Below are 21,515 nucleotides of genomic sequence, written 5' to 3' on the forward strand. Positions count from 1 at the left end.
GAACTTGGCAAGCGATTTGCTTTGATACGGGTAAAGGCGCTATTCCTCTCGGAATAGATTGTTGACCAAAGCGATTTTGAGGTGATGCATGGCAGACCGTCCGCGCACGATCGTCATCGACGACACGACACTCAGAGACGGCGAACAGTCGGCGGGCGTTGCTTTTTCGCTCGATGAGAAGCTGGAAATCGCTCGGCGATTAGCAAGTATGGGCGTGCCGGAACTCGAGATCGGTATTCCGGCGATGGGCGGGCAGGAACGCGACGACATACGCGCAATCGCCGCGTTGGGTTTGCCTTGCAGTCTAATGGTTTGGTCCAGGATGCGCGAGGACGATTTGCGGCACTGCTCGGATTTGGGAATCGATTGGGTCGATTTGTCGATTTCGGCCTCCGATCAGCATATCCGCTATAAATTGAAGCAGAGCCGTTCTTGGGTTTTGAAAACAATAGACCGACTGGTCAAAACGGCCATCGATGCAAGCCTGAACGTTTGCGTCGGAGCAGAAGACGCTTCCCGCGCCGATCCGGACTTTTTGGCTCGCATCGCCGAAACGGCGCAAAGAGCAGGGGCCAAACGCATTCGTTTCGCCGATACGGTCGGCATCATGGAACCGTTCGGTGTGTTAGAGGCTATTCGAAGATTACGCGCCGCGACCGATCTCGATATCGAAATGCACGCCCACGACGATCTGGGATTGGCGACGGCGAATACGCTTGCGGCTGCCGTGGCCGGCGCGACGCATTTGAATACGACGGTCAACGGCTTGGGCGAACGGGCCGGCAATGCCGCGCTTGAGGAAGTCGTCGTCGGTTTACGGCAATTATACGGTATCGAAAGCGGTGTCGACTTACGCGAGTTCACTGAATTGTCCAGGCTGGTCGCCGAAGCGTCGGGCGATACGATCGGCTCGCGCAAAAGCCTCATTGGCAGCGCGGTATTCAGTCACGAAGCCGGCATTCATGTCGACGGGTTTCTGAAAGACCCGAACAATTATCAAGGCATCGATCCGGCCGTGGTCGGGCGCTATCATCAGTTGGTATTGGGCAAGCATTCCGGTACGCAAGGAGTGATTCATGCCTACCGACAGTTGGGCATTCATCTAAGCAAGACTCAAGCAGCGGCGGTGTTGCCGCAGGTCAGGCAGTTCGTCAGCCTATACAAACGGACACCGCAAGCATTCGAATTGGATCATTTTTTACAAACCGTGTGAGGTGTGTCATGAACGAAAACCACGAAGCAGAACGTACCGAACCTGAAATCGAACTTATCGCAAGCGAGGAAATTCATGAACAAGATGATAATTACCCGGGTAGTTTTTTCAGAGTTCCGGGTACGCCGGTGCCCGGTCAAACCGAGTGGAGTTTGTTGTAATGGTTGCCGTGATACCGGAACGAGCCGTGACGGTTGATCTTAGTCCATGGCGGCAATGGCGCGAGGATGTCGCCTGTGTTTTTGCCCGCGACCCTGCAGCGCGCAGCCGGATAGAAGTGTTGCTCGCCTATCCCGGTGTGCATGCGGTGTTGCTGCACCGGGTCAGTCACCGTCTGTGGCGATCGGGCTGGTATTTGTCGGCCCGTCTGTTGTCGGCGTTCGCCCGTTGGATCACGCATGTCGATATACATCCCGGCGCGACGATAGGCCGGCGTTTTTTCATCGACCACGGCGCGGGCGTCGTGATCGGCGAAACCACGATCATCGGCGACGATGTCACGCTCTACCACGGCGTGACATTGGGCGGCACGTCATGGAACAAAGTCAAGCGCCATCCGACCTTGGGCAAAAATGTGCTAATCGGCGCCGGTGCGAAGGTGCTCGGCGCGATCACGCTGGGCAATAACGTTAGGGTCGGAGCGAATTCGGTCGTCGTCAAGGATGTGCCGCATTGCTGCACGGTGGTCGGCATTCCGGGGCGGGTGATTCAGAGCAAGGGCGTCAAGATTCAGAATCCGAACGGCATCGATCTCGATCATCATCTGGTGCCCGATCCGGTCGGCAAGGCTATCAATTGTTTACTCGAACGCATCGATCAGCTCGAGGCCCGGCAAGAAAAGCTCAGCGACAAACACTACGAAACCTGTGATGCGGATTCGGTCTGTCATCCCGAAACGGAGGCCGCCTGATGGATCTGCTCGATTTCGATGCTCAGGATCTCTATTTCGAACGTGAGGACTCGCTTGAGGTCCAGACCTTGATAAAAGAGGCCGCCGAATCCTACGGCAGGGGAGACGGCGAATTGCCGTTACTTCAGGCCTATCTGCGCGCGCCGGAATCGCTGAACGTTTTGGTCGCATTGAACCGCTTTTATTACTACCGACACCGTTTGAGAGAAGCGCTACTGATTTCGGAAAAAGCCCTGGCGATTATTCGTGCCGGCCTTGCGTTCCCCGAAGATTGGCGGCAATTGAACATCGGCTTGCTCGGTTCGGTTCCGTCGGCGAGTTTGACCCGGGTAAGGCTTTATTTATTCACGTTGAAATCGATCGGCTTTCTACACATGCGTCTCGACAATCTGGAATTGAGCCGCGGCATTTTCGAGAAACTGGTCGAGCTGGATGTCAAGGACCGCATCGGCGCACAGGCTTTGCTGGAATTGATCGTCGAACGGCAAATTCAAGTGTAGGCGCGCATCGCGCACCTTCTTCCATGCCTTTTGTGTCTGCCAGTGATAAATGGGTCGCGATGCGTACCCGACGACATTTGTAAAATTATTTGAAAGGAACGACAGCCATGCCAAGACCCGATAAACATGTTTTCGTCTGCACGCAAAACCGGCCGCAAGGTCATCCTCGCGGGTCCTGTGCCGCGAGCGGTTGCAGCGACGTCATCAACGAATTCATGAACGAAATTCAAAACCGTAATCTGTTCGAAAAAATCGCACTGACCAATACCGGCTGCATGGGGCCGAGCGTGTTGGTCTATCCCGAAGGCGTGATGTACGGCAAGGTCAATAAGGAAGACGTGAAGACCATCATCGACGAACATCTGCTCGGCGGCACGCCGGTCGCCGCGTTGCAAGTTCCCGATGAGATTTGGTAGCGATGAACAGGTTTAACTCGATCGAAGAGCGCGTCATTTTCAGCCCGGATATTCCGGCGCCGGTCAATGCGCTGTTACAGGAAGCGGTAGCGGCCAGTCGATGTGATGAAACGGAAGCCGAGAGGCTATTTATCGAAGCTCGCCGGCTGGATTGTCAGTGTCTCGATACCTATTTCGCATTGTACAAATTCTATTTTTACCGGGCGCGTTTGGCCGATGCCGAACAGACGGCGCTGGCCGGGCTCGAAGAAGCCGCGCGGCAGGGGCGTTTTCCCGCCGATTACAAACGCTTGGCGCGCGAAAAGGAAAAATGGAATCTCTATGCGAACGGCATCACGCATTTTTATTTGTACTCGTTGAAGGCACTGGCTTTCATCAAATTACGCAGCGGCCAGGATGCGGAAGCTCGGGTGATCCTATCGGTGATCAGCGACTTGGCCTCGGCATTGGATCAGGAGTAGTCATGGCAACGCTGACGCAAAAAATCGAAGAGCGGCGCGAATTCGGCGAGGCTATATGCCGCGCGATCGGCGAGTCGATACGGAAATTGGACTTAGCCGAGAATGTAGGCTTTCCGGTTTTCGACCAAGCCGAATTCCGGTTGGTCACCGACCCCTATAGCCGTCATGACGATTTGGTCGGTTATTGGTTCGATGCCGAAAGGCAACGCGTCGGGCAAATTCAATTTCACGGCGATGGCAGCTTTTATGCCGAATACGATGTGCTGAAACCTCACCCGGTCAAGCCCGATTATTTCATCGATACGATGACCGCTTGGGGTCGGAAAGGGCAGATCAAGACTGAAGCTCAACTTTTGGCGATGGCGTGTTGAGCGGTATGGACGATCCCCGGCGAATTTATGAAATGCTGCTGGATTATTGCACCGGCGGCGCTACGGTAGGTTACTTGACGATCGGCTTGGTGTGGACCGTCTGCCGCGAGAGTCAAAGCGATAACGCCGGATTATGCATGAGCCCCGGCGTGCCGACGCGAACCTTGCCGTGGGCAGGCGCTTTGACCGGCAAACCCTTGAGCGAACTGGCCGCCGGTCTTATGTCGTGGGATCCCTATCAAGCCTGCCTGGCGATGGCAGCGGTCAATTGTTGCATCAACGCGCGTTCCTTGCCGGAGTCGGAGCCGCTCGAGGCTACTCCCGGACGGGAAAATCTCGCGGTTTTCGATTATTTCCTGCCGCTCCTGTGCGATAAAAAAGTAGCGGTCGTGGGGCGTTATCCGGGACTCGAACTGTACCGCGAACAATTGGATTTAACGGTATTGGAATTGAATCCCGAGCCGGGCGACCTGCCGGCGGCGGCCTCGGAATATGTCTTGCCAGAAGCCGATTGGGTATTTTTGACCGGCAGCTCGATTCCGAACAAGACATTCCCGAGGCTCGCCGAACTGTCTGAGAGTGCCGTCACGGTGTTGATGGGGCCGACCGTGCCTTGGCTGCCGCAATGGCATGAATTCGGCATCGACTATTTGGCTGGAATCGAAGTGACCGACGCGGACAGCCTATGCGAGACGGCGGGGCAAGGCGGAGGCGTCAGGATTTTCGGTAACGGCGTGCGTTACCGCGTCGCCGAATTGTCGGATCGAAACAGCCTGGCGTGGCTGAAGACGCAGATCGCCGAATGTTATGCCGAAAAAACACGGCTGACTGAAGCCATGGAGCAGTGGTATGAAAGAGGCAATACGGCGCGTTTTGAAGCGTGGCAAACTTTGGAACGCGTAAATGCCCGGTTATCTCGTCTCGACTTCGGATTCAAAAAAGCATGGGACCAAACGAATAGTGATTTTGATTGCAAAAATAGGCGGTTATCTCGCGCGTAAGTGCGATGGACCTCTTGGCCCTAAGGTTATGTGGATCGGACTCTAGCGATTGCGTGATTTTGCCATCGCGCTATATGCCCAGCAGTGTATCTTAAAGAGATGTGTATAACGATGAGTGCTCTGCGTGGGAATGCAGCCTAAACCGCTTTGCGGTTCAGAGGCTCTGGAGCGTCCCTAATTGGGTTCCCACGCAGGCGATCGTGCCGTCGCCCGACCATTGCGCGACGACGCGCAGGCCCATTTCCTCGAGCAGGGTCCGCGAAGCCCAGGCATCGCCTCCGATGTTGTAATCGCCGATCACGGCTACATCGTAAGGCGTGGTCGGGAAGCTGTCGTCGCCGTCGCGGGCTTCAAGTACCCAGTCGCGGATCGCATCGTTCGCGATATGATGACCGAGCGATTGCGAAACGCCGCGGAAACCTTCGCAGCGTACCGGCACGACCGTTTTGCCGTGTTCCTTTTTCTTCATCTTGGCGACCGCTTCGATGTCGTCGCCGATCAGACCGATCGGACATTCCGATTGAATCGAGATACCTTTGTTGAGCGGGAACAACACTTCGATCTCGTCGATCAGTTTCGCGAGTTTTTTGTCGCCGCCGAAAACAATGTCCTTTTCCTGGAAATCGGACGTAAAGTTCATCGTGCCGAAGGTGTTGACGCCGGTCGTGCCGACGTAGTAATTTCGGCGTCCGGCGCGAGAATACTGGCCGCAGCCGACCGGGCCGTGCGAGATATGGATCATGTCCTTGATCGGACCCCACACCACGCCTTTCGAACCCGCGTAGGCGCAGCCGCGTATCGTCATCACGCCGGGCAGCGACTTGCGGTTCGAGGTGATGCATTTGTTGGCTTTTTCCAAACTTTGATCGTTGACGGCCAAGTGTTTGGCGCGATCATTTTTGGCTTTTTCCGGATAGACCTCGAGCACTTCCTGTATGAGCGCTTCGGTCTCTTCTCTAGTCATGGCTGGCATAATCTTATCCTCTCTTGCCGTGGGCAATCCCCCAACAGGCAGTTTTGGGAATCGGAGGTTGGGTTAAGCATTTGCCATAACCCAACCTGGTTAGCTCGGAGTCGGGTCATGCTCTTTCGAGCCTGCCCGGCTAGCCGTTAAGCGGCAGCGGTTTTACCGACAATGGACTCGTCGACTTCTTCCATGATGCCGAACTCCATCAACAGGTCTTCCAACTCGTCCATCGTGATTGGCGTTGGAATGACCATATTTTTGTTGTCGATAATTTTTTGGGCTAATGAACGGTATTCATCGGCCTGTTGTGCGGAAGGTTCATATTCGATCACCGTCATGCGGCGGATTTCGGCGCGTTGAACGACGTTATCGCGCGGTACGAAATGAATCATTTGTGTGCCGAGGCGGCGAGCCAGTTCCATGATCAGCTCGTCTTCGCGCGCGGTGTTGCGGCTGTTGCAGATCAAGCCGGCCAGACGCACGCCGCCCGAGTTCGCGTATTTCACGATACCTTTGGCGATATTGTTGGCGGCGTACATCGCCATCATTTCACCCGAACAGACGATGTAAATTTCTTGCGCCTTGTTTTCACGGATCGGCATGGCAAAGCCACCGCAGACAACGTCCCCAAGTACATCATAGAAAACAAAATCAAGGTCTTCATCGTAGGCACCTTCTTCTTCAAGGAAGTTGATCGCGGTAATGACGCCGCGGCCGGCGCAACCGACGCCGGGCTCGGGACCGCCGGATTCGACGCACTTGATTTCGCCGTAACCGGTTTTCAATACGTCTTCCAATTCAAGATCTTCGACACTGCCGGCGTCGGCCGCCATCTGCATGATCGAATTTTGCGCTTTCGCGTGTAGAATCAAACGCGTCGAGTCGGCTTTCGGATCGCAGCCGACGATCATGACTTTTTTGCCGAGCTCGGCTAAGCCGGCAACCAGATTTTGGGTAGTGGTCGATTTTCCGATTCCACCTTTACCGTAAATAGCACATTGACGTAATGCCATGGTCTTCTCCTCTGTGAACTTGTGGTTAATGGCAATCAAGATAATGCAAACGTTGTGCCACCAATGCAAGCAATTGATATAGTTATTTAAATTATATTTTTATCAGAGGATTTCAGGTTGTGTTAACGACAAATTGTTGGGCCAGGTAGTTTTGGCTACATCCGAAAAGTGATTTTTTAGGCGTTTATCGAAAGGTTATAGTTCGGAAAAGGCCGGGCAGGGTATTTGATGGGGAGAAATAATACTCATCGGAGATTAAAATTCGGCGCCGAGGTGCATGTCAAAGGATGCCGTAGATACGTCCCTGTAGGCTCTATGCCAGCTCCCTGCTGGCAAAGCCTTTGCAGAGCACCCCGGCGCCTCCATAGGCACTGCCGAAATTTGAATTGCGAAAGGTATAGTTTGTTCGAAATCCGACAAATGCAATTGTTATGTTGCCTATGGTATGCGCCAATTTTCAGATTGATGATGTAAAAATTTAAATATTACAAGTGGATACATGTTTGGTTCGGAAGTTGCTTTCACTCTGGAATGTTAATTCAAACAGGAGCAAAGCATGAACAACAAGTTCTTTTCCGAGATTCTTTCCGGTCTCTATGATAACAAGGTCGTACCTTACTTAGGTCCGGGTGTTTTATTCGATTCGAGTCATAAAAAAACTGGTCAGCCGATTCCGGCCGATAGCGAAAGCCTGATTTTGGCGATGAACGACGGGCAGCCGATGGCGCCAAAACTGATGTACGAATTTCCGCGAGCGGCAATGAACCGTGAACTGAAACGCGGTCGAAATTTCCTGACGCAGTTTTTGGACGGCGTCTACGGTCATTCGGACTGGACGCGGGCGGGTATTCACGACTGGCTCGCCGAATGGCGGCCGCATTATGTCGTCGACATCAATCGCGATACGCAACTTCTCGACAGCTATGCCGATCAAGAACACACGCTGATCGTAGGCGTCGCGCGCATTTCCGCGAGTCAACATCGTTTCAAGATCTACCACTACGACGGCAGCGAGTATCATGAAATCGACCAGGCCGGCGCGAACCAAAAGATCCCGATACTGTTCAAGCCGATGGGTTCGCCCAGACCGGTGTCGAACTACATCGCCTCGGACGCAGACTATGTCGACTACATTACCGAATTGATGGGTGGCTTCGCGATTCCCAATTTTTTGAAGGAATACCGCAAAGGCAAGAAATATCTGCTGATCGGTCTGCCGCTGAACCGCGATTCCGAGCGCATGGTCATGAACGACATCGTTTACGCAGCCAGCGAACCGAAAGGCTGGGTGCTGCGGAAAAACCCTACCGAGTAGGAACAACGCTTCTGCAAACGACTGGGGCTGGAAATCATCCCGGCCAACTGCCGTGATTTTCTGGATTATATGATGACGAAAGAAGCGGCTTAGCAGTGTAATCTTAGGGCGGGGCGGGGCGGCGCTCCGTCATGAATTTCAAAAAAGCTTCATCGACTTTGTTGCAAGATCCCCAAGTTTTGTCTTCATCCTCACTTTCTGTCGCGGCATTCAGATCTATACTTCGCACGGCCCCAAACGCGGCGTTTTGAACTGGTTGGGAAAAGACAAGAATAAATCCGGAACAACCACGCCGGCTCCGCCAAATGTTAGCGGTATTCTGAACATTCGGAAAGGATAGTTAGTCGGATTTGTCGGAACGCAATTGCAACCGCTATTATCTCTATGCAATTCGCAATTTCACGCGATTCGTACAACTGTTACCGGGGAAGTCTGCGTTAACGCATTGAAGTATACGACGCTTGTATCTGTTGTCGAAAAGCGGCGGAGCCGAGAAGATAGCCGCCAAACAAGACTTATGGGTTGCCGAAGGAATAAAGCCAGGATCATAAAAGGCAAAGCAATAAGTAGTTATAGTTGCGCATAATGTATATTATGTTAAATAATGACATGGTCATGATAGCTTTGTCGCTTACAAGAATCTTTATCAATTAACCCTGATCATTTGATATTCACAGAATAGTAACTAAACTTTGATTTCTTTTTACAGCTCACTTTAAGACCTAAGGCGCTTCCAATTTGAAGTCAAACGAATCGAATAAAAATCTACGACGAAAGCAATTAGGATTTTTAGTGTTGCTCTTTGTTTTGATGTCGCAGGTTTTATCCGCTCCCACGCTAAGTATTTATCCCGTTGTCAACAGCGCATTAACGCAAAACTCTGTTAGCCGAAACGGATTGAGTGCTATTTTTAGAATGCGGCTTCGCCAATGGCAAGACGGTTCTCCCATTACTGTTTTTGTATTACATGACAGCAACCCTCTTCATAAACAGTTTTGTAAACAAGTATTGAATGTATTTCCACATCAGATGCGTCGAAGCTGGAACAAGCTGGTATTTAGCGGGACCGGCCAGGCTCCTGTTACCGTAGCCAGCAAGGAAGAAATGGTTGATAAAATCGCATCTACACCTGGCGCAATAGGATATTTAAGCGATGAAGACATCCCTGAAAATATCAAAATCCTGATCATTAAATAAGGCCTTTTCCAGTCATGCGTCATACGTCGACTTTAAACCGTTTTTTTAAATTGCATAGCTACGGTATCGTATTAGTTTTATGCTGTCTGTTTACAAATACTCAAGCCTTTGAAAGCGATTGGTTACCTCAAAACCTTCAAATTCACGGTTTTTTATCCCAAGGATTTATTCATACTTCCGATAATAACTTTTTTGGTAAAACTGACGACTCGATATCAACCGACTTTAGAGAACTCGGTATCAATGCCTCTTATAGGATTTTGCCGGAATTGCAAATTGCCATGCAGGTAGTATGGCGCGATGCGGGTAAAACCGACGATAGCAACGTCCGAATCGATTACGGAGTAGCCAGTTATACTTTATATTCGTCGGAACTTTCACTATTAACACTTAGGGGCGGCAGAGTCCCTACTCCGCTAGGCTTATACAACGATACGCGGGACGTGGCTTCGACTCGCCCCAACATCTTATTACCGCAATCGATTTATTTCGATGTCAATAGAAATTTAGCGTTATCAGCCGATGGCGGCTATATCTATGGAGAACATAGAACCGACTATGGCGATTTTTCGTTGAATTTCGGTGTAGTCGTCCCAAGAATGGATGATCCTGATTTCAAAAATACACTAGTCGGTTCAGATCCTGGGAAAATGGAAGGCGACATATCCTGGGTGTTGCGTACCGGGTATGAATGGGAAAACGGCTTAGCCAAGCTAGCTATAACCTATGCGGATTTTAATGGCGATTACAAACCATCAGCCGGCGCTTTTTTTCAGGCAGGCTCCTGGCGATTTAATCCATTAATCTTTTCAGCACAATATAACGCCGAAAAATGGTCACTTACCGGAGAATACGCCTTACGCCGGGCCCAATTGAGGAATTTCGGGGCTATTCCGGACACTGAATTTACCGGCCAAAGTTTTTATATACAAGGCACCTACAGACTGACTTCTTCTCTGGAAGCATTAGTGCGTTATGACGAATTAATTTGGGATATGGATGATAGAAAAGGTTTGAAAATCGCGCAAGCCGCACCCGGAATTGCCAATCATTCCAGGTTTGCTCAAGATTGGACTTTTGGTTTACGTTATGAAATATTGCCGGCATTGAATTTCAGTGCCGAATACCACCGAATTAATGGAACCGGCTGGTTATCCAACTTGGAAAACCCCCAAGGAACAACGCAGCATTGGGATATGTATACCATTATGATGTCTTACGATTTCTAATAGTCTGCATCGTCATTCTTATGAAATTCAAGAAATGGCATCGGCTTGCCTATTCCATAACCTTGGGCATAATCGACACCAAGTGTTCCCAGTTTTTCGAAAATAGCGTCATTTTCAACGAATTCGGCAATCGTTTTTAAGCCCATTCCTTGCCCTACACTGTTAATGGCGTTGACAAATAATTGGTCATCGAGGCTTGAATTAATATTTTTTACAAATGACCCGTCTATTTTTAAATATTCAACCGGTAATTGTCTTAGATAGCTCATCGATGAAAAGCCCACACCGAAATCGTCCAAAGCAAAACTTCCGCCTATGTTGTTTATTTTATTTATAAATTCATGGGCGGACTGCAGATTGGTTACGGCCTGAGTTTCGGTCACTTCAAAAATAAATTTATGTGCATCGAGCCCATATGAGCGCAACAGCTTATCGATTTTTGAAAAAGCATCGACATTTGAAAGCGTCTCCCCGGATAAATTAATTGACAGCCTAATATCGATTCCTTGTTCTATCAATTCAACCTGCTTTACGAAAGCGAGTTCGACAACGCACATATCGAGTTGAAAAATTAATCCCGTTTGTTCAGCGACTTCGATAAACATACCTGGCGGAATGATTTCGTCGTTGCTTCCAATCATTCTCAATAAACACTCGTAATGAGATATAGTCTTATCACGAATATGCATGATTGGTTGGTAAAACAGCTTAAATTGCCGATCGTTAAGTGCCTGTTCAATTTTGGCTTTCCAATTGACCTTCGTTTTGATTTCGCTCCGATGAATATCCTCGCTATTTGCGAGTCTCCACCCTCCCCGGCCGGATTCTTTGGCTTTATACATTGCAACATCGGCAGTTGCCAAAAGGTCTTGAGCAGAGCAATTAGGCTCCGGAAACATTAACAAACCCGCGCTAACCGAAACCCGGTGTTGTTGATTGTTGTCCGTTATCGATACCGAGGTCATTCCTGTACAAATTTTTTGCACTAAATCCTCAGCCGCTTGTTGACTGATTTCAGGAGCCATCACGATAAATTCATCGCCTCCAAAGCGAGCGATTACATCGGTATCGCGAGTGAAACTGCGCAGTTTTTCGGCCACTTTAACTAATAGTTCGTCACCGATTTGATGTCCGCTGCTATCGTTAACGTATTTAAATTGATCGACATCGAAAAAAATCAAGGCCGAGCTATGATGATAGCGATTCGCTATATTGATAGCATGCTCGAACTCTTTTTCGAATTTTCGGCGGTTATATAGACCTGTCAACGGGTCGTGTTCGGCTAACCAAGTCAATTGTTTTTCGGATTTGCGTCTATCGGTTAAATCCAACCCGACAATGAGAACTTCAGGATCGGCATCGATACCTAGCTCTTTGAGCACTAATGGCGATAAAAACCATGAGATATAGAGTTGAGCACCGTCGACGGAATAAATCGGACATTCGTATTGAAAGGTATTATTATGCTTATCAAGTAGTTGTGTTATTGAACTTTCAATCATTCCTCTATGTTCTTCAGTAGGAATAAATTCAACAAAATCTGTATTTAATAATTCGGCTTCCGTATATTGAAGCAAATATTGCGCATACTGATTGACGGATTTAATGCGCCCCACACTATCGACCGTCATAATAATGACTTGAGCCGAATTAAGAATATTGTCAATAAAATTCTTTTCAATTTGCAGTTCCAAAGCCTGTTCGGAGAGGCGTTGGGTGCGTAAATTAACTTCATCGTCCAGTTGCTTAAGGGTTGAAATCAGTTGATGCGAGGCGAATTCCAAAACATCAATTTCATCTTTAAAGAAACTGTGTTTTTTCGAATGAAGTAATAATTTAGCCACTAAGTCGTATTGTTTTTTTGCGATCAACGGCAATAATGCAATGAGTCTTTTTAATTTTTGCGTCGGTCCAATCAATAATAGTAACAATACTCCGCCGGACAACAATAAACTAAGCAATCCATTAATGGCATAGAGAGCAGTCGCTTTTTTGATTTCGTCCAAGCCCCGACTAATGTCTTCAATAATCAAAAGTACTGTATTGTTGTTTCCGTTAAACGGAAAAGGAATGATCTCATAAGTCCTATTCTCAAACTTAAATATCTTCGGATGATCGGGTATTCCATCAGGATATTGCCGACTAAAAGCGTTAAGTAATCCGATATTGCGTTCTGAATCCGTTAAAGCCACTATATTTGCTTGCCATGGCGGAATAGAAAGTAATTCTTTTTTTGGATTTGTGAATTCATGAGGTAACGTTAAGATACTAATCCCGGAACCGGTCAAGTCTCTCATCTTTAAAACCGTATCGGCAAGATCGATACCAAAAATGAATACGCCGATAAAACTTCCGTGATGTAAAAACGGCGTAGCATGAAAATGAACGCAGCGCTCCTCGCACAAAATATTGTCGAACGGTGATTCGTGGGTAATGACATAATCCAACCATTCTGAAAACTGCCCTTGATACGGCGTATTCCCCCAAGAAGCAATCAACTTTCCATCCGTGCTAAACAAAAATGCCGACTCAATATCCGATTCGACTTCAATTTTAAACCAGTTGTTATCGATAAAATGGTCAATGACCTCTAATGCGTTTTGGGGGCTGGTTTTGTCATCGATAAATGCCGGAATCAACCAACCGATATCGACCCTGTCGTTCTTGATGCCTTCCAAAATACCTTGAAAGGCTTGTCGATAAAAGCGATGAACACGAGACCTTTCTTGCTGATAATTTTGATTCAATGAAAACTGTCCGAACAAAACAATGGCACCGGATGCTAATGCTGTTGCAAAACCGACAGCGAGTATTGTTTTCCAAACCAGACTAAGAGACGGCTGTTTTTGTTTTTTGACAGATGGCATGTTGTCAATGAGAATCTTTTAGTTCCGAACTGATAATGTCAAATAAGAGTCGATATTCCGGCATTAAGTTTTGATAAGTTTTTTTAGGAAAAATAATAAAAGGTGCACGTATGCCAAAGTGGTCTATGGGTTGTCCAATCTGTTTTAATTCAACGCCAAAGCGCACTAATAATCTAGCTAAACGAGGCTCCATTAATGCAATACCATAATCGAGTGCGTGTTCCAGCATAAGAGAGATAGAAGAGAAAGTTAAGCTCATTGGTAGGTAATTAGTGGAAAATCGTCTGTTTTCGTGATCATTTTCACGCATATTGTTATTTATCGAATAGTCTTTATCGGATGGTCTTCTTCTAAAACGAGAGATCAGAGCCATTCTGGATACTTCGCCTGTCTTACCTTCTTTTAGTGAAGTTATACCAGAGCCTCTAAAGTCGAATTCTTTTTTATAATACAATTCAATCGGTAACTTTTTCTCCGTGTCACCTTCTAATGTGATGATACGAATATTTCCAATAGGTTTTTTATCTCTTTTATAAAATAAAAGACCATGAACGGCATCGTCATCCCATTCATCCGATTCTTGAAATTCGTTTTCAGAATTCGGCGATAATTTTTTTAATTCCTCACAATAAACCTGGTATCTAACGTGATAAGCTTGCTCTAGTAAATCCTGAGTATTCGCCTTAACCGTATAAAAATAATTTTGATAGTGTTCGCATAGCGTCATTGTATCTTTCATTTGTATCCTTCTTCCTTCTCATATCCTAAAATATTGACTAGACTCTAAGCATAGTTCAAAGCATTTATTTATCTAGAACCCATGTTAGGTCAACTATGAAAGTTTTTCACGGAGAAGTCAGCTCGGAATATCTGCAAAAAGCGGCAGATATTTTTTTACCGATTAAGCATCACAGTTATAAAAAAATGAATATTTCCAACGGAAATATAATAGCCGACATCGGATGTGGGCCTGGGGTAGATGTTGCCGAACTATCGAAAATGGTTGGGAAAGACGGTGAAGTCTTCGGGTATGATCATGATCAAGAGATGTTAAAAAGCGCTATCCAGAATTGTAGACAACTTTCTACAATTCAACAGGCTAATTTAATACAAGGTAGTGCCGAAAAGTTACCTTTCAGGAATGGGTTATTCGATAGTTGTCGAAGCGAGCGATTATTCATGCACCTCAAACAGCCGGAACAAACACTTTTGGAAATAAAAAGAGTGACTAAAGACAATGGATACGTTGTCGTTGTGGAAACAGACTGGGCTAGCTTGTCGATCGATACCCAACTACCCGGAGTCGAGCGCACTCTTTCTCATTATCGTATGTCGCATATGATGAACAATGGCTACTCAGGCAGAAGCTTATACAGGCAATTCAAAAAATGTGGTTTCAGTCATATTGAAGTCGAAGTATTTCCGATTATTGCAACCGATATAAACCTTTTCTATTCATTATCGGTACAGCAGATTGTCGAAAATCAAGCCTTGGCCAATCATGCGATTACGGAACAAGAACTGAACCATTGGCGAACCGACTTACAACGCGCCGCAACGGATGATTCTTTCTATGCCTGTATCAACGTTTTAGTGGTTTCAGCTCAAAAGTCTTGAAAAGTATTGAATTTCATAGGCATTCAAAATTAAATAAGCGTACAAAGTTCTCTTTACTCTGGTCCGCGATGACTTCCAACGAAGTATTTCTTAATTTAGCTATAAATTCGGCCACATGTCGAACATAAATCGGATAATTAGGCCGCCCGCGAAAAGGAACCGGAGCTAGGTAGGGCGAGTCGGTTTCAATCAAATATCTATCCGCCGGAATTTTTTGCGCCACTTCTTGTATTGCTTTAGCATTATTGAACGTTACAATTCCTGAAAAGGAAATATAAAAATTCAACTCGAGCGCACGAAGCGCAAATTCCCAGTCTTCGGTAAAACAATGGATAATACCGCCTACCGAATCGGCACCTTCTTCTTTCAAAATGCGTAAAGTGTCTTCTCGGGCTTCTCGCGTATGGACGATTAAAGGTTTATTTAAACTTTTCGCTGCCGCGATATGTCGTCTAAATCGCTGGTGTTGCCAAGATAAGTCCCCTTCACTTCTAAAATAATCCAATCCGGTTTCACCGATGCCGATGACTTTTTCGGCTTGGCCGAGTGTGATCAATTCATCAGTTGTCGGCTCCTTTCCGTCATGCGAATTAGGATGCACGCCGACCGTCAAGGAGATCTGGGGATAAGGAGCGACCAATTCGCACATCGACGGGTAAGCTTCAAGATCGATGCTGATACACAGCATGTGCTCGATTTGATGTTTCGAAGCTTCTTGCATGAAGCAAGAAAAATCATCTTGATAGGGAGTCAGGTCGATACGATCTAAATGGCAGTGAGAGTCGATTAGCATGGGATAACACAGATTTTAAGATTGAGTTTAATTGGAGAAATTGGAGCGTGAGGCCCGACAAAACCAAACCGTTACATTGTATGAGTGGCTCGATCCGAATCCAGTGCGCCGGCCAAATAGGTTTCTATTTTATTACGAGCCATACCGCCATCCTGGTCGCTGAACTGAACGCCGATACCGGTAGTACGATACCCTTCCGAACCGGCTGGTGTTTTCCAAATGATTTTACCGGCAATCGGCAATCGCTCTGTTTCTTCCATTAAATTCAATAGCATAAAAACTTCCTGCCCCATTTCATATTCGCGATTTGTCGGAATAAACAATCCGCCATTGGTAATGAAAGGCATATAGGCGGCATAGAGTGCATTTTTATCTTTAATCGACAAGGATAATATTCCTTGTCTGGGCGATGATGATTCGGACATGCTTTTTCCTATTTTTCGTTAAGCCGCGCCCACTCGATTAATAGCTCTTCGAATAGCAATTGTTTATTGAGCTGGGTATCGATGCGGTTTCGAGTGGTAAGCATAAGATCGTAGACGCTATACAAATGAGATAATTCTAAAGTTTGCGCGGATTTGTACAAGTCTTCAAATAAATCACGATTAATCAGTTTTTCGGCAGGTAATTGAAAACAACATTTAATTAAATCCGTAACCCACCCTGTCACCCAAGTCAACAATAGGCCGGGATCCAGTTTAACCCATTGTTCCGAGACAATATACGGATGAGTGCGCAAAGCGGCTATGTCGAGCCATTGATCGAAACATTTTCGACGTAATTCAAGGGTATCGTTTTTCGCATAATCCAAGGCCAACAAGGGCGAGCCATTCGATACGCTTAGCAATAAGTCACTATCTTTTTTTATTCCTTGATCTAACAACCACTGTTTAACACGTTCCGGATCGGGCCTCGAAAAATAGACCTTTTGACATCGACTCATCAAAGTAGCCGGGAGTCGGCTAGGTTTATCCGTGATGAGTAGCAGAACGGTTCGCTCGGTCGGTTCTTCAAGAAATTTCAAAAAAGCATTAACCGCTGAGATATTTAATTGATCGGCCGGTTCAACTATGACGACACGATTTGCCTCATATTGCGGTTTTAATGATAACACCGAAAGGATGTGTCTGATTTGATCGATTTTGATAGTCTTGCCGGGCTCTTCCGGATTCAGTCTGATATAGTCAGGGTGCGTTTGTGCATTGACTAATTGACAGCTATGACATTGGCCGCAAGGCAATCTGTTAGCATCTGTTTCAGAACAAAACAAGGAATGTGCGAAACGCTCCGCCAACCGGCTTTTGCCTATGCCTTTATTTCCGGCAAACAATAGGGCTTGAGGTATGCGTTGACCGGTAATATAGCGGACAAGATGCTGCCAGTCCGCTTCCTGCCAAGGCAATAGATCAGGAGTGATGGTCATTAAAAACAAACGGGTGTAAAAAACGCGTTATTTCGCTTTGTACATCGATGAGTGGTTGGTCGGATTTAATAACTTTGATACGTTCCGGTTCCAATTTAGCCTGCAATAAATAAGCACGCCTAACTTGTTCGAAAAAAACTAAGGTCTCGGATTCGATGCGATCTAACGAACTGCGATGACGAGCACGCTTGAGTCCTATTTCGACCGGCGCATCAAATAAAAAGGTTAAATCGGGCCGAAGATTACCTTGAACGAAATTTTCCAGCCACTGAATCGCTTGAGCACTCATATTGCGCCCTCCGCCCTGATAGGCGTAGGTCGCATCGGTAAAGCGGTCGCATATTACCCAAGAGCCGGCATGTAAGGCCGGCTCGATCACTTGTTTGAGATGTTGAGCGCGGGCAGCGAACATTAATAACAATTCCGCTTGATCGGTGATGACTTCGTCGGATGACTGTTGTAATAACAAGGTTCGAATATGTTCCGCGAGGGGAGTGCCTCCGGGCTCTCGAGTGAGAATCACCGGAATTCCGTGCAAGCTTAGATAATCCTTTAAAAAACTCATATTGGTGGTTTTGCCTACCCCTTCCCCACCTTCAAGCGTTATGAATTTTCCTTTAATCATCATTGTTTCAATTGATAAGTGGTCACGGCCTGGTTGTGTTCGGCAAGATTGGCGGAAAAAACATGCGTGCCATCCCCCTTAGAAACAAAATAAAGGCTCTCTCCTGCCTCAGGATGAAGAACCGCATGTATCGAGGCTTGTCCGGGCATCGCGATCGGCGTCGGAGGTAACCCGCTAATGACATAGGTATTGTAGGGAGTATGCGTCAACAGGTCTTTCTTGCGAATATTGCCTTGATAATCCTCGCCCATACCGTAAATAACGGTTGGATCGGTTTGCAGTAACATACCTTTTTCAAGCCTGCGAATAAACACGCCGGCAATTATCGGACGTTCCTCGGGAACGCTCGTTTCTTTTTCGACAATCGACGCCAGTATCAATGCTTGATAAGGAGACTCAAACGGAAGATTATCCTGCTTTTGCCGCCACTCCTGGTCCAAGATGCTCAGCATGCGATCATGAGCCCTTTTTAATAAGGCAAGATCGGTCGTGTTTTTATCAAAAAAATACGTGTCGGGAAAAAAAAGACCTTCGGGATGACCGTAATCAGAGTTTAAATAACTGAGCAAAGATTCGCTATCCGATTTATCCAGTGTTCTTTGAATGTAAGGGTGGCTATTTATTTGCTCAAGAAACTGATTGAAATTCCACCCTTCCGGAAAGGTGATGGCATATTGTCTGCTTTTTCCGGATGCGAATAAGGAAAGAATATCAAAAGCGGTAGCGCCTTGAGCGATTTCATAATCTCCGGCTTTCAAACGACCGGCGGATTGTGTTTGCAGGGCTAGTATTTTTAACCATAGCGGTTTAACCGCTAATTCTTGTTCCTGAAGTTTTTCAGTAATGCGGCCGAAGGAATCGCCTTTGTTGATTTCAATATAAACCGGCTTGTCGACTAAAGGAGTAGCCACAAAGTGCTGGTAATCGATCCATAGCCAGCCGAGTAAAAAGCTGGTTAATACAATCGAAATCCCCATGAGTTTATTTAGCATGCTTGAAGCCATTCTTTTTTGTACTGTTCGAGCCAGGCCGTTATTTCGCGCGTTACAGGGCCGACAGCAAATGGCTTGCCATCAATTTGGGTGACCGGCCATAAACCGATGACCGAATTACAAACAAATATTTCATCCGCGTTTAATAATTCGTCGATACCGAAATAACGTTTCGACAAGACTAACGCATTTGATTCGGCGAGTTCTAAGATAATTTCGCGCATAATCCCGGCTACGCCGGAATGAAAAGTCTCGGAGGTACGGAGTTGTCGGTTAATGACATAAAACAAATTAGTCATCGTTCCTTCTATAACGTTCCCATCGGCATCAAGCATCAAACCTTCTTGAATGCCGGGATCGTTCCATTCGGCGCGAGCTAAAATCTGTTCGAGGCGATTGAGGTGTTTAATGCCGGCAAGTGCCGGATTTAGCCCTAAGCGGGTAGAACATATCCTGGCAGTAATGCCATTGCTGGTATAATTTTCAGGATAATCAGGAAATGGATAAACACTAATAACACGAGTTGGTTTGATGCTGTCCGGTTGCCGATAACCTCGACCGCCCGTTCCGCGCGTCAGGATAATTTTTAACACGCCTCGATCGACGTCTTTAGCCGCATTCTCGGCTTCCGCGACTAAATTGCCGGTATCTTCTAAAGGGATTTGTAGACGCCGGCAACCTTCATTTAGGCGGCGGATATGTCTGTCGAAAAAAACCAGTCGACCTTTATCGATTTCAATCGTTTCAAATAAACCGTCGCCATATTGGAATCCGCGATCCGAAACATCGATGGTGCAACTCATCGCACCATTGATTAAAAACACCGAAAACTCACCTATGTCATCGAGCTAATTATTCAAATCGCTTAAAAACCAACGTGCCGTTAGTTCCGCCGAAGCCAAAAGAATTCGATAAGGCCACATTCATCGACATATCCCGAGCAACATTCGGAACATAATCCAAATCGCATTCGGGGTCTTGGTTATCCAAGTTAATAGTCGGCGGCGCTAATTGATTTTTGAGGCTTAATGCCGTGAGTACCGCTTCGATGCCGCCTGCAGCACCCAAGAGGTGCCCTATCATCGACTTAGTTGAACTAATCGCAACCTTATAGGCATGATTGCCTAACGCGGATTTCATCGCCTGTGTCTCACCGAGATCGCCGGCGGGCGTAGATGTTCCATGCGCATTGATATAGTCGACGTCTTCAGGATTCAAACCGGCATCGCGTAATGCATTTTTCATGCATCGAGCAGCGCCTTCTCCGCCTGGCGAAGGTGAAGTCATGTGATAAGCGTCTCCGCTCATGCCGTAACCCACCAGCTCGGCATAGATTTTCGCACCTCGTGCTTTAGCATGTTCCAACTCTTCCAGAACAACAACACCGGCACCATCGCTTAACACAAAGCCGTCACGGTCTCGATCCCATGGGCGACTTGCACGTTGCGGATCATCGTTTCTCCTCGATAAGGCTTTCGCTGACGCAAACCCGCCCATCGCGGTCGGTGACGTGGTACAGCGTTCGGCGCCTCCGGCGATCATCACGTCGACATCACCGTATTTGATCATTCTGGCAGCATCGCCAATGTTATGTGTACCGGTTGAACAGGCGGTAACAATCGCAAAATTAGGTCCTTTTAAGCCATATTTAATCGATAAATTACCGGAAATCATATTGATGATATTGCCGGGTACAAAAAACGGCGAAATACGTCTCGGACCGCTTTTATCATATAGCGCATAACAGTCTTCAATGCCTGTTATCCCGCCTATTCCCGAACCGATTGCCACACCGATTCTTTCGGCATTATTATCATTAACCTCGATGCCGGAATCCTCGAACGCTTGAGACCCTGCGGCTAATCCGTAATGGATAAAACCGTCCATGCGTTTTGCATCTTTTTCAGGAATATATTGTGAAATATCGAAGTTTCTTATTACGCCACCGAAAGTCGTGGCAAATGCAGAAATATCGAAGGAATCAATGGCGGAAATACCGCTTTTACCATTGACGATTCCGTCCCAGGTTTCCGAAACTGTGTTAGCTAAAGGCGTAACCGCGCCTAGTCCAGTTATTACAACTCGGCGTGTGCTCAATGTTTTGTACCCGAAGTTAATTTTAAAGAGGGGATATTAAGGCATGCATAAGTGGACATTAACAGCATCCACTTACATACTTCGAACGGTCATATTTTCGGTGGTTTGACGCCCTCTTTTGTTCTATAACGCTCACACTTCAGTTTGCTACTTACTTCCCTGTATGCGTCGAACAAAATTATCATGTCATAATTCGCCGAGAACATGACCGTTCGAAATATAAAGCAGTTTTTATGCGTTTTTTTCGACGTAATCGATCGCTTGTTGAACAGTAGTGATTTTTTCGGCTTCGTCGTCCGGAATTTCACATTCGAATTCTTCTTCAAGGGCCATGACGAGTTCAACGGTATCCAAAGAGTCTGCACCAAGATCATCGACAAAAGAAGCATCGTTAGCGATATCTTCTTTAACACCTAATTGCTCAGCGACAATCTTTTTTACTCTTTCTTCAACATTACTCATAATTATTATCCTCAACAATGTAAGATTATTTTTAAAAAATATTACT

23 protein-coding genes and 1 pseudogene are annotated in these 21,515 nt (G+C 46.9%); 12 read left to right on the plus strand and 12 right to left on the minus strand.

What is annotated here, in order from left to right; genetic code table 11:
• Window positions 1–88 precede the first annotated feature (88 nt).
• The 8 genes from nifV to ACINK7_RS10670 all read left to right on the plus strand — a co-directional run bounded on the left by nifV (window position 89) and on the right by ACINK7_RS10670 (window position 4,872).
• Window positions 89–1,213 (plus strand): homocitrate synthase, encoded by a 1,125-nt coding sequence (nifV, locus tag ACINK7_RS10635; protein ID WP_404361323.1) that lies wholly within the window; start codon window positions 89–91, stop codon window positions 1,211–1,213.
• An 8-nt stretch (window positions 1,214–1,221) separates the two neighbouring features.
• On the plus strand, window positions 1,222–1,374 hold the full coding sequence (locus ACINK7_RS10640) for a hypothetical protein (RefSeq protein ID WP_404361324.1): 153 nt from the start codon (window positions 1,222–1,224) through the stop codon (window positions 1,372–1,374).
• Window positions 1,374–2,123 (plus strand): serine O-acetyltransferase, encoded by a 750-nt coding sequence (gene cysE, locus ACINK7_RS10645; protein WP_404361325.1) that lies wholly within the window; start codon window positions 1,374–1,376, stop codon window positions 2,121–2,123. The genes ACINK7_RS10640 and cysE overlap by 1 nt, the downstream gene beginning before the upstream one ends.
• Entirely contained in the window at window positions 2,123–2,623 is a 501-nt protein-coding gene (locus ACINK7_RS10650; protein WP_404361326.1) for a hypothetical protein, read from the plus strand. Before cysE ends, ACINK7_RS10650 begins: the two co-directional genes overlap by 1 nt.
• A 107-nt stretch (window positions 2,624–2,730) precedes the next feature.
• Window positions 2,731–3,039: a (2Fe-2S) ferredoxin domain-containing protein gene (locus ACINK7_RS10655; protein ID WP_404361327.1), complete on the plus strand. Its 309-nt coding sequence runs from the start codon at window positions 2,731–2,733 to the stop codon at window positions 3,037–3,039.
• Between the two features lie 2 nt (window positions 3,040–3,041).
• On the plus strand, window positions 3,042–3,500 hold the full coding sequence (locus ACINK7_RS10660; protein ID WP_404361328.1) for a hypothetical protein: 459 nt from the start codon (window positions 3,042–3,044) through the stop codon (window positions 3,498–3,500).
• Between the two features lie 2 nt (window positions 3,501–3,502).
• On the plus strand, window positions 3,503–3,871 hold the full coding sequence (locus ACINK7_RS10665) for a hypothetical protein (protein ID WP_404361329.1): 369 nt from the start codon (window positions 3,503–3,505) through the stop codon (window positions 3,869–3,871).
• A 5-nt stretch (window positions 3,872–3,876) separates the two neighbouring features.
• The gene (locus ACINK7_RS10670; RefSeq protein ID WP_404361330.1) at window positions 3,877–4,872 is read left to right on the plus strand and encodes a Rossmann-like domain-containing protein; all 996 of its coding nucleotides are present in this window, start codon (window positions 3,877–3,879) and stop codon (window positions 4,870–4,872) included.
• Window positions 4,873–5,065: 193 nt separating this feature from the next.
• On the opposite strand, the pseudogene ACINK7_RS10675 reads toward ACINK7_RS10670, so the two are convergent.
• Window positions 5,066–5,845, minus strand: a pseudogene (locus tag ACINK7_RS10675) (nitrogenase component 1); the annotation flags it as partial.
• A gap of 137 nt (window positions 5,846–5,982) precedes the next feature.
• Window positions 5,983–6,852 (minus strand): nitrogenase iron protein, encoded by an 870-nt coding sequence (gene nifH, locus ACINK7_RS10680; RefSeq protein ID WP_404361331.1) that lies wholly within the window; start codon window positions 6,850–6,852, stop codon window positions 5,983–5,985.
• A gap of 556 nt (window positions 6,853–7,408) precedes the next feature.
• Here nifH and ACINK7_RS10685 point away from each other — a divergent pair.
• The 3 genes from ACINK7_RS10685 (at window position 7,409) to ACINK7_RS10695 (ending at window position 10,593) form a co-directional block, all read left to right on the plus strand.
• Entirely contained in the window at window positions 7,409–8,167 is a 759-nt protein-coding gene (locus ACINK7_RS10685) for an SIR2 family protein (protein ID WP_404361332.1), read from the plus strand.
• 738 nt (window positions 8,168–8,905) lie between these two features.
• Entirely contained in the window at window positions 8,906–9,364 is a 459-nt protein-coding gene (locus ACINK7_RS10690) for a hypothetical protein (RefSeq protein WP_404361333.1), read from the plus strand.
• Between the two features lie 14 nt (window positions 9,365–9,378).
• Window positions 9,379–10,593, plus strand: coding sequence for a hypothetical protein (locus ACINK7_RS10695; protein ID WP_404361334.1), 1,215 nt, complete (start codon window positions 9,379–9,381; stop codon window positions 10,591–10,593).
• Here the strand turns inward: ACINK7_RS10695 and ACINK7_RS10700 are convergent.
• Window positions 10,590–13,460 (minus strand): EAL domain-containing protein, encoded by a 2,871-nt coding sequence (locus ACINK7_RS10700; protein WP_404361335.1) that lies wholly within the window; start codon window positions 13,458–13,460, stop codon window positions 10,590–10,592. The genes ACINK7_RS10695 and ACINK7_RS10700 overlap by 4 nt on opposite strands.
• Before the next feature lie 4 nt (window positions 13,461–13,464).
• Window positions 13,465–14,199: a PEP-CTERM/exosortase system-associated acyltransferase gene (locus ACINK7_RS10705; protein ID WP_404361336.1), complete on the minus strand. Its 735-nt coding sequence runs from the start codon at window positions 14,197–14,199 to the stop codon at window positions 13,465–13,467.
• Window positions 14,200–14,294: 95 nt separating this feature from the next.
• On the opposite strand from ACINK7_RS10705, the gene ACINK7_RS10710 reads away from it, so the two are divergent.
• The gene (locus tag ACINK7_RS10710; protein ID WP_404361337.1) at window positions 14,295–15,077 is read left to right on the plus strand and encodes a methyltransferase domain-containing protein; all 783 of its coding nucleotides are present in this window, start codon (window positions 14,295–14,297) and stop codon (window positions 15,075–15,077) included.
• A 13-nt stretch (window positions 15,078–15,090) separates the two neighbouring features.
• Here ACINK7_RS10710 and ACINK7_RS10715 read toward each other — a convergent pair whose 3' ends face one another.
• The 8 genes from ACINK7_RS10715 to acpP all read right to left on the minus strand — a co-directional run bounded on the left by ACINK7_RS10715 (window position 15,091) and on the right by acpP (window position 21,469).
• Entirely contained in the window at window positions 15,091–15,870 is a 780-nt protein-coding gene (locus tag ACINK7_RS10715; RefSeq protein WP_404361338.1) for a TatD family hydrolase, read from the minus strand.
• 71 nt (window positions 15,871–15,941) lie between these two features.
• On the minus strand, window positions 15,942–16,295 hold the full coding sequence (locus ACINK7_RS10720) for a PilZ domain-containing protein (protein WP_404361339.1): 354 nt from the start codon (window positions 16,293–16,295) through the stop codon (window positions 15,942–15,944).
• A gap of 8 nt (window positions 16,296–16,303) precedes the next feature.
• A complete protein-coding gene (locus ACINK7_RS10725; RefSeq protein WP_404361340.1) occupies window positions 16,304–17,293 on the minus strand; it encodes a DNA polymerase III subunit delta' in 990 nt (329 codons plus the stop codon).
• Window positions 17,277–17,918 (minus strand): dTMP kinase, encoded by a 642-nt coding sequence (gene tmk, locus ACINK7_RS10730; RefSeq protein ID WP_404361436.1) that lies wholly within the window; start codon window positions 17,916–17,918, stop codon window positions 17,277–17,279. Before tmk ends, ACINK7_RS10725 begins: the two co-directional genes overlap by 17 nt.
• A complete protein-coding gene (mltG, locus tag ACINK7_RS10735) occupies window positions 17,918–18,910 on the minus strand; it encodes an endolytic transglycosylase MltG (protein ID WP_404361341.1) in 993 nt (330 codons plus the stop codon). Before mltG ends, tmk begins: the two co-directional genes overlap by 1 nt.
• Window positions 18,904–19,734, minus strand: coding sequence for an aminodeoxychorismate lyase (gene pabC / locus ACINK7_RS10740; protein WP_404361342.1), 831 nt, complete (start codon window positions 19,732–19,734; stop codon window positions 18,904–18,906). The genes mltG and pabC overlap by 7 nt, the downstream gene beginning before the upstream one ends.
• Window positions 19,735–19,762: 28 nt before the next feature.
• Window positions 19,763–21,007 (minus strand): beta-ketoacyl-ACP synthase II, encoded by a 1,245-nt coding sequence (fabF, locus tag ACINK7_RS10745; RefSeq protein ID WP_404361343.1) that lies wholly within the window; start codon window positions 21,005–21,007, stop codon window positions 19,763–19,765.
• A 231-nt stretch (window positions 21,008–21,238) separates the two neighbouring features.
• Window positions 21,239–21,469: an acyl carrier protein gene (acpP, locus tag ACINK7_RS10750; protein WP_014148504.1), complete on the minus strand. Its 231-nt coding sequence runs from the start codon at window positions 21,467–21,469 to the stop codon at window positions 21,239–21,241.
• Window positions 21,470–21,515: the final 46 nt, after the last annotated feature.

Origin of the sequence: Methylotuvimicrobium sp. KM1, from assembly GCF_044788715.1 — a bacterium.
Classification (GTDB): Bacteria; Pseudomonadota; Gammaproteobacteria; order Methylococcales; family Methylomonadaceae; genus Methylotuvimicrobium.

Bases quoted from the DNA above. Each gene is read 5' to 3' on its own strand.
- ACINK7_RS10695 (WP_404361334.1), top strand. From the start codon at position 9,379: ATGCGTCATACGTCGACTTTAAACCGTTTTTTTAAATTGCATAGCTAC.
- ACINK7_RS10655 (WP_404361327.1), top strand. From the start codon at position 2,731: ATGCCAAGACCCGATAAACATGTTTTCGTCTGCACGCAAAACCGGCCG.
- ACINK7_RS10660 (WP_404361328.1), top strand. From the start codon at position 3,042: ATGAACAGGTTTAACTCGATCGAAGAGCGCGTCATTTTCAGCCCGGAT.
- mltG (WP_404361341.1), bottom strand. From the start codon at position 18,910: ATGCTAAATAAACTCATGGGGATTTCGATTGTATTAACCAGCTTTTTA.
- cysE (WP_404361325.1), top strand. From the start codon at position 1,374: ATGGTTGCCGTGATACCGGAACGAGCCGTGACGGTTGATCTTAGTCCA.
- ACINK7_RS10705 (WP_404361336.1), bottom strand. From the start codon at position 14,199: ATGAAAGATACAATGACGCTATGCGAACACTATCAAAATTATTTTTAT.
- acpP (WP_014148504.1), bottom strand. From the start codon at position 21,469: ATGAGTAATGTTGAAGAAAGAGTAAAAAAGATTGTCGCTGAGCAATTA.
- ACINK7_RS10715 (WP_404361338.1), bottom strand. From the start codon at position 15,870: ATGCTAATCGACTCTCACTGCCATTTAGATCGTATCGACCTGACTCCC.
- tmk (WP_404361436.1), bottom strand. From the start codon at position 17,918: ATGATTAAAGGAAAATTCATAACGCTTGAAGGTGGGGAAGGGGTAGGC.
- ACINK7_RS10665 (WP_404361329.1), top strand. From the start codon at position 3,503: ATGGCAACGCTGACGCAAAAAATCGAAGAGCGGCGCGAATTCGGCGAG.
- ACINK7_RS10670 (WP_404361330.1), top strand. From the start codon at position 3,877: ATGGACGATCCCCGGCGAATTTATGAAATGCTGCTGGATTATTGCACC.
- ACINK7_RS10720 (WP_404361339.1), bottom strand. From the start codon at position 16,295: ATGTCCGAATCATCATCGCCCAGACAAGGAATATTATCCTTGTCGATT.
- ACINK7_RS10650 (WP_404361326.1), top strand. From the start codon at position 2,123: ATGGATCTGCTCGATTTCGATGCTCAGGATCTCTATTTCGAACGTGAG.
- ACINK7_RS10685 (WP_404361332.1), top strand. From the start codon at position 7,409: ATGAACAACAAGTTCTTTTCCGAGATTCTTTCCGGTCTCTATGATAAC.
- nifV (WP_404361323.1), top strand. From the start codon at position 89: ATGGCAGACCGTCCGCGCACGATCGTCATCGACGACACGACACTCAGA.
- ACINK7_RS10700 (WP_404361335.1), bottom strand. From the start codon at position 13,460: ATGCCATCTGTCAAAAAACAAAAACAGCCGTCTCTTAGTCTGGTTTGG.
- ACINK7_RS10725 (WP_404361340.1), bottom strand. From the start codon at position 17,293: ATGACCATCACTCCTGATCTATTGCCTTGGCAGGAAGCGGACTGGCAG.
- nifH (WP_404361331.1), bottom strand. From the start codon at position 6,852: ATGGCATTACGTCAATGTGCTATTTACGGTAAAGGTGGAATCGGAAAA.
- ACINK7_RS10640 (WP_404361324.1), top strand. From the start codon at position 1,222: ATGAACGAAAACCACGAAGCAGAACGTACCGAACCTGAAATCGAACTT.
- ACINK7_RS10710 (WP_404361337.1), top strand. From the start codon at position 14,295: ATGAAAGTTTTTCACGGAGAAGTCAGCTCGGAATATCTGCAAAAAGCG.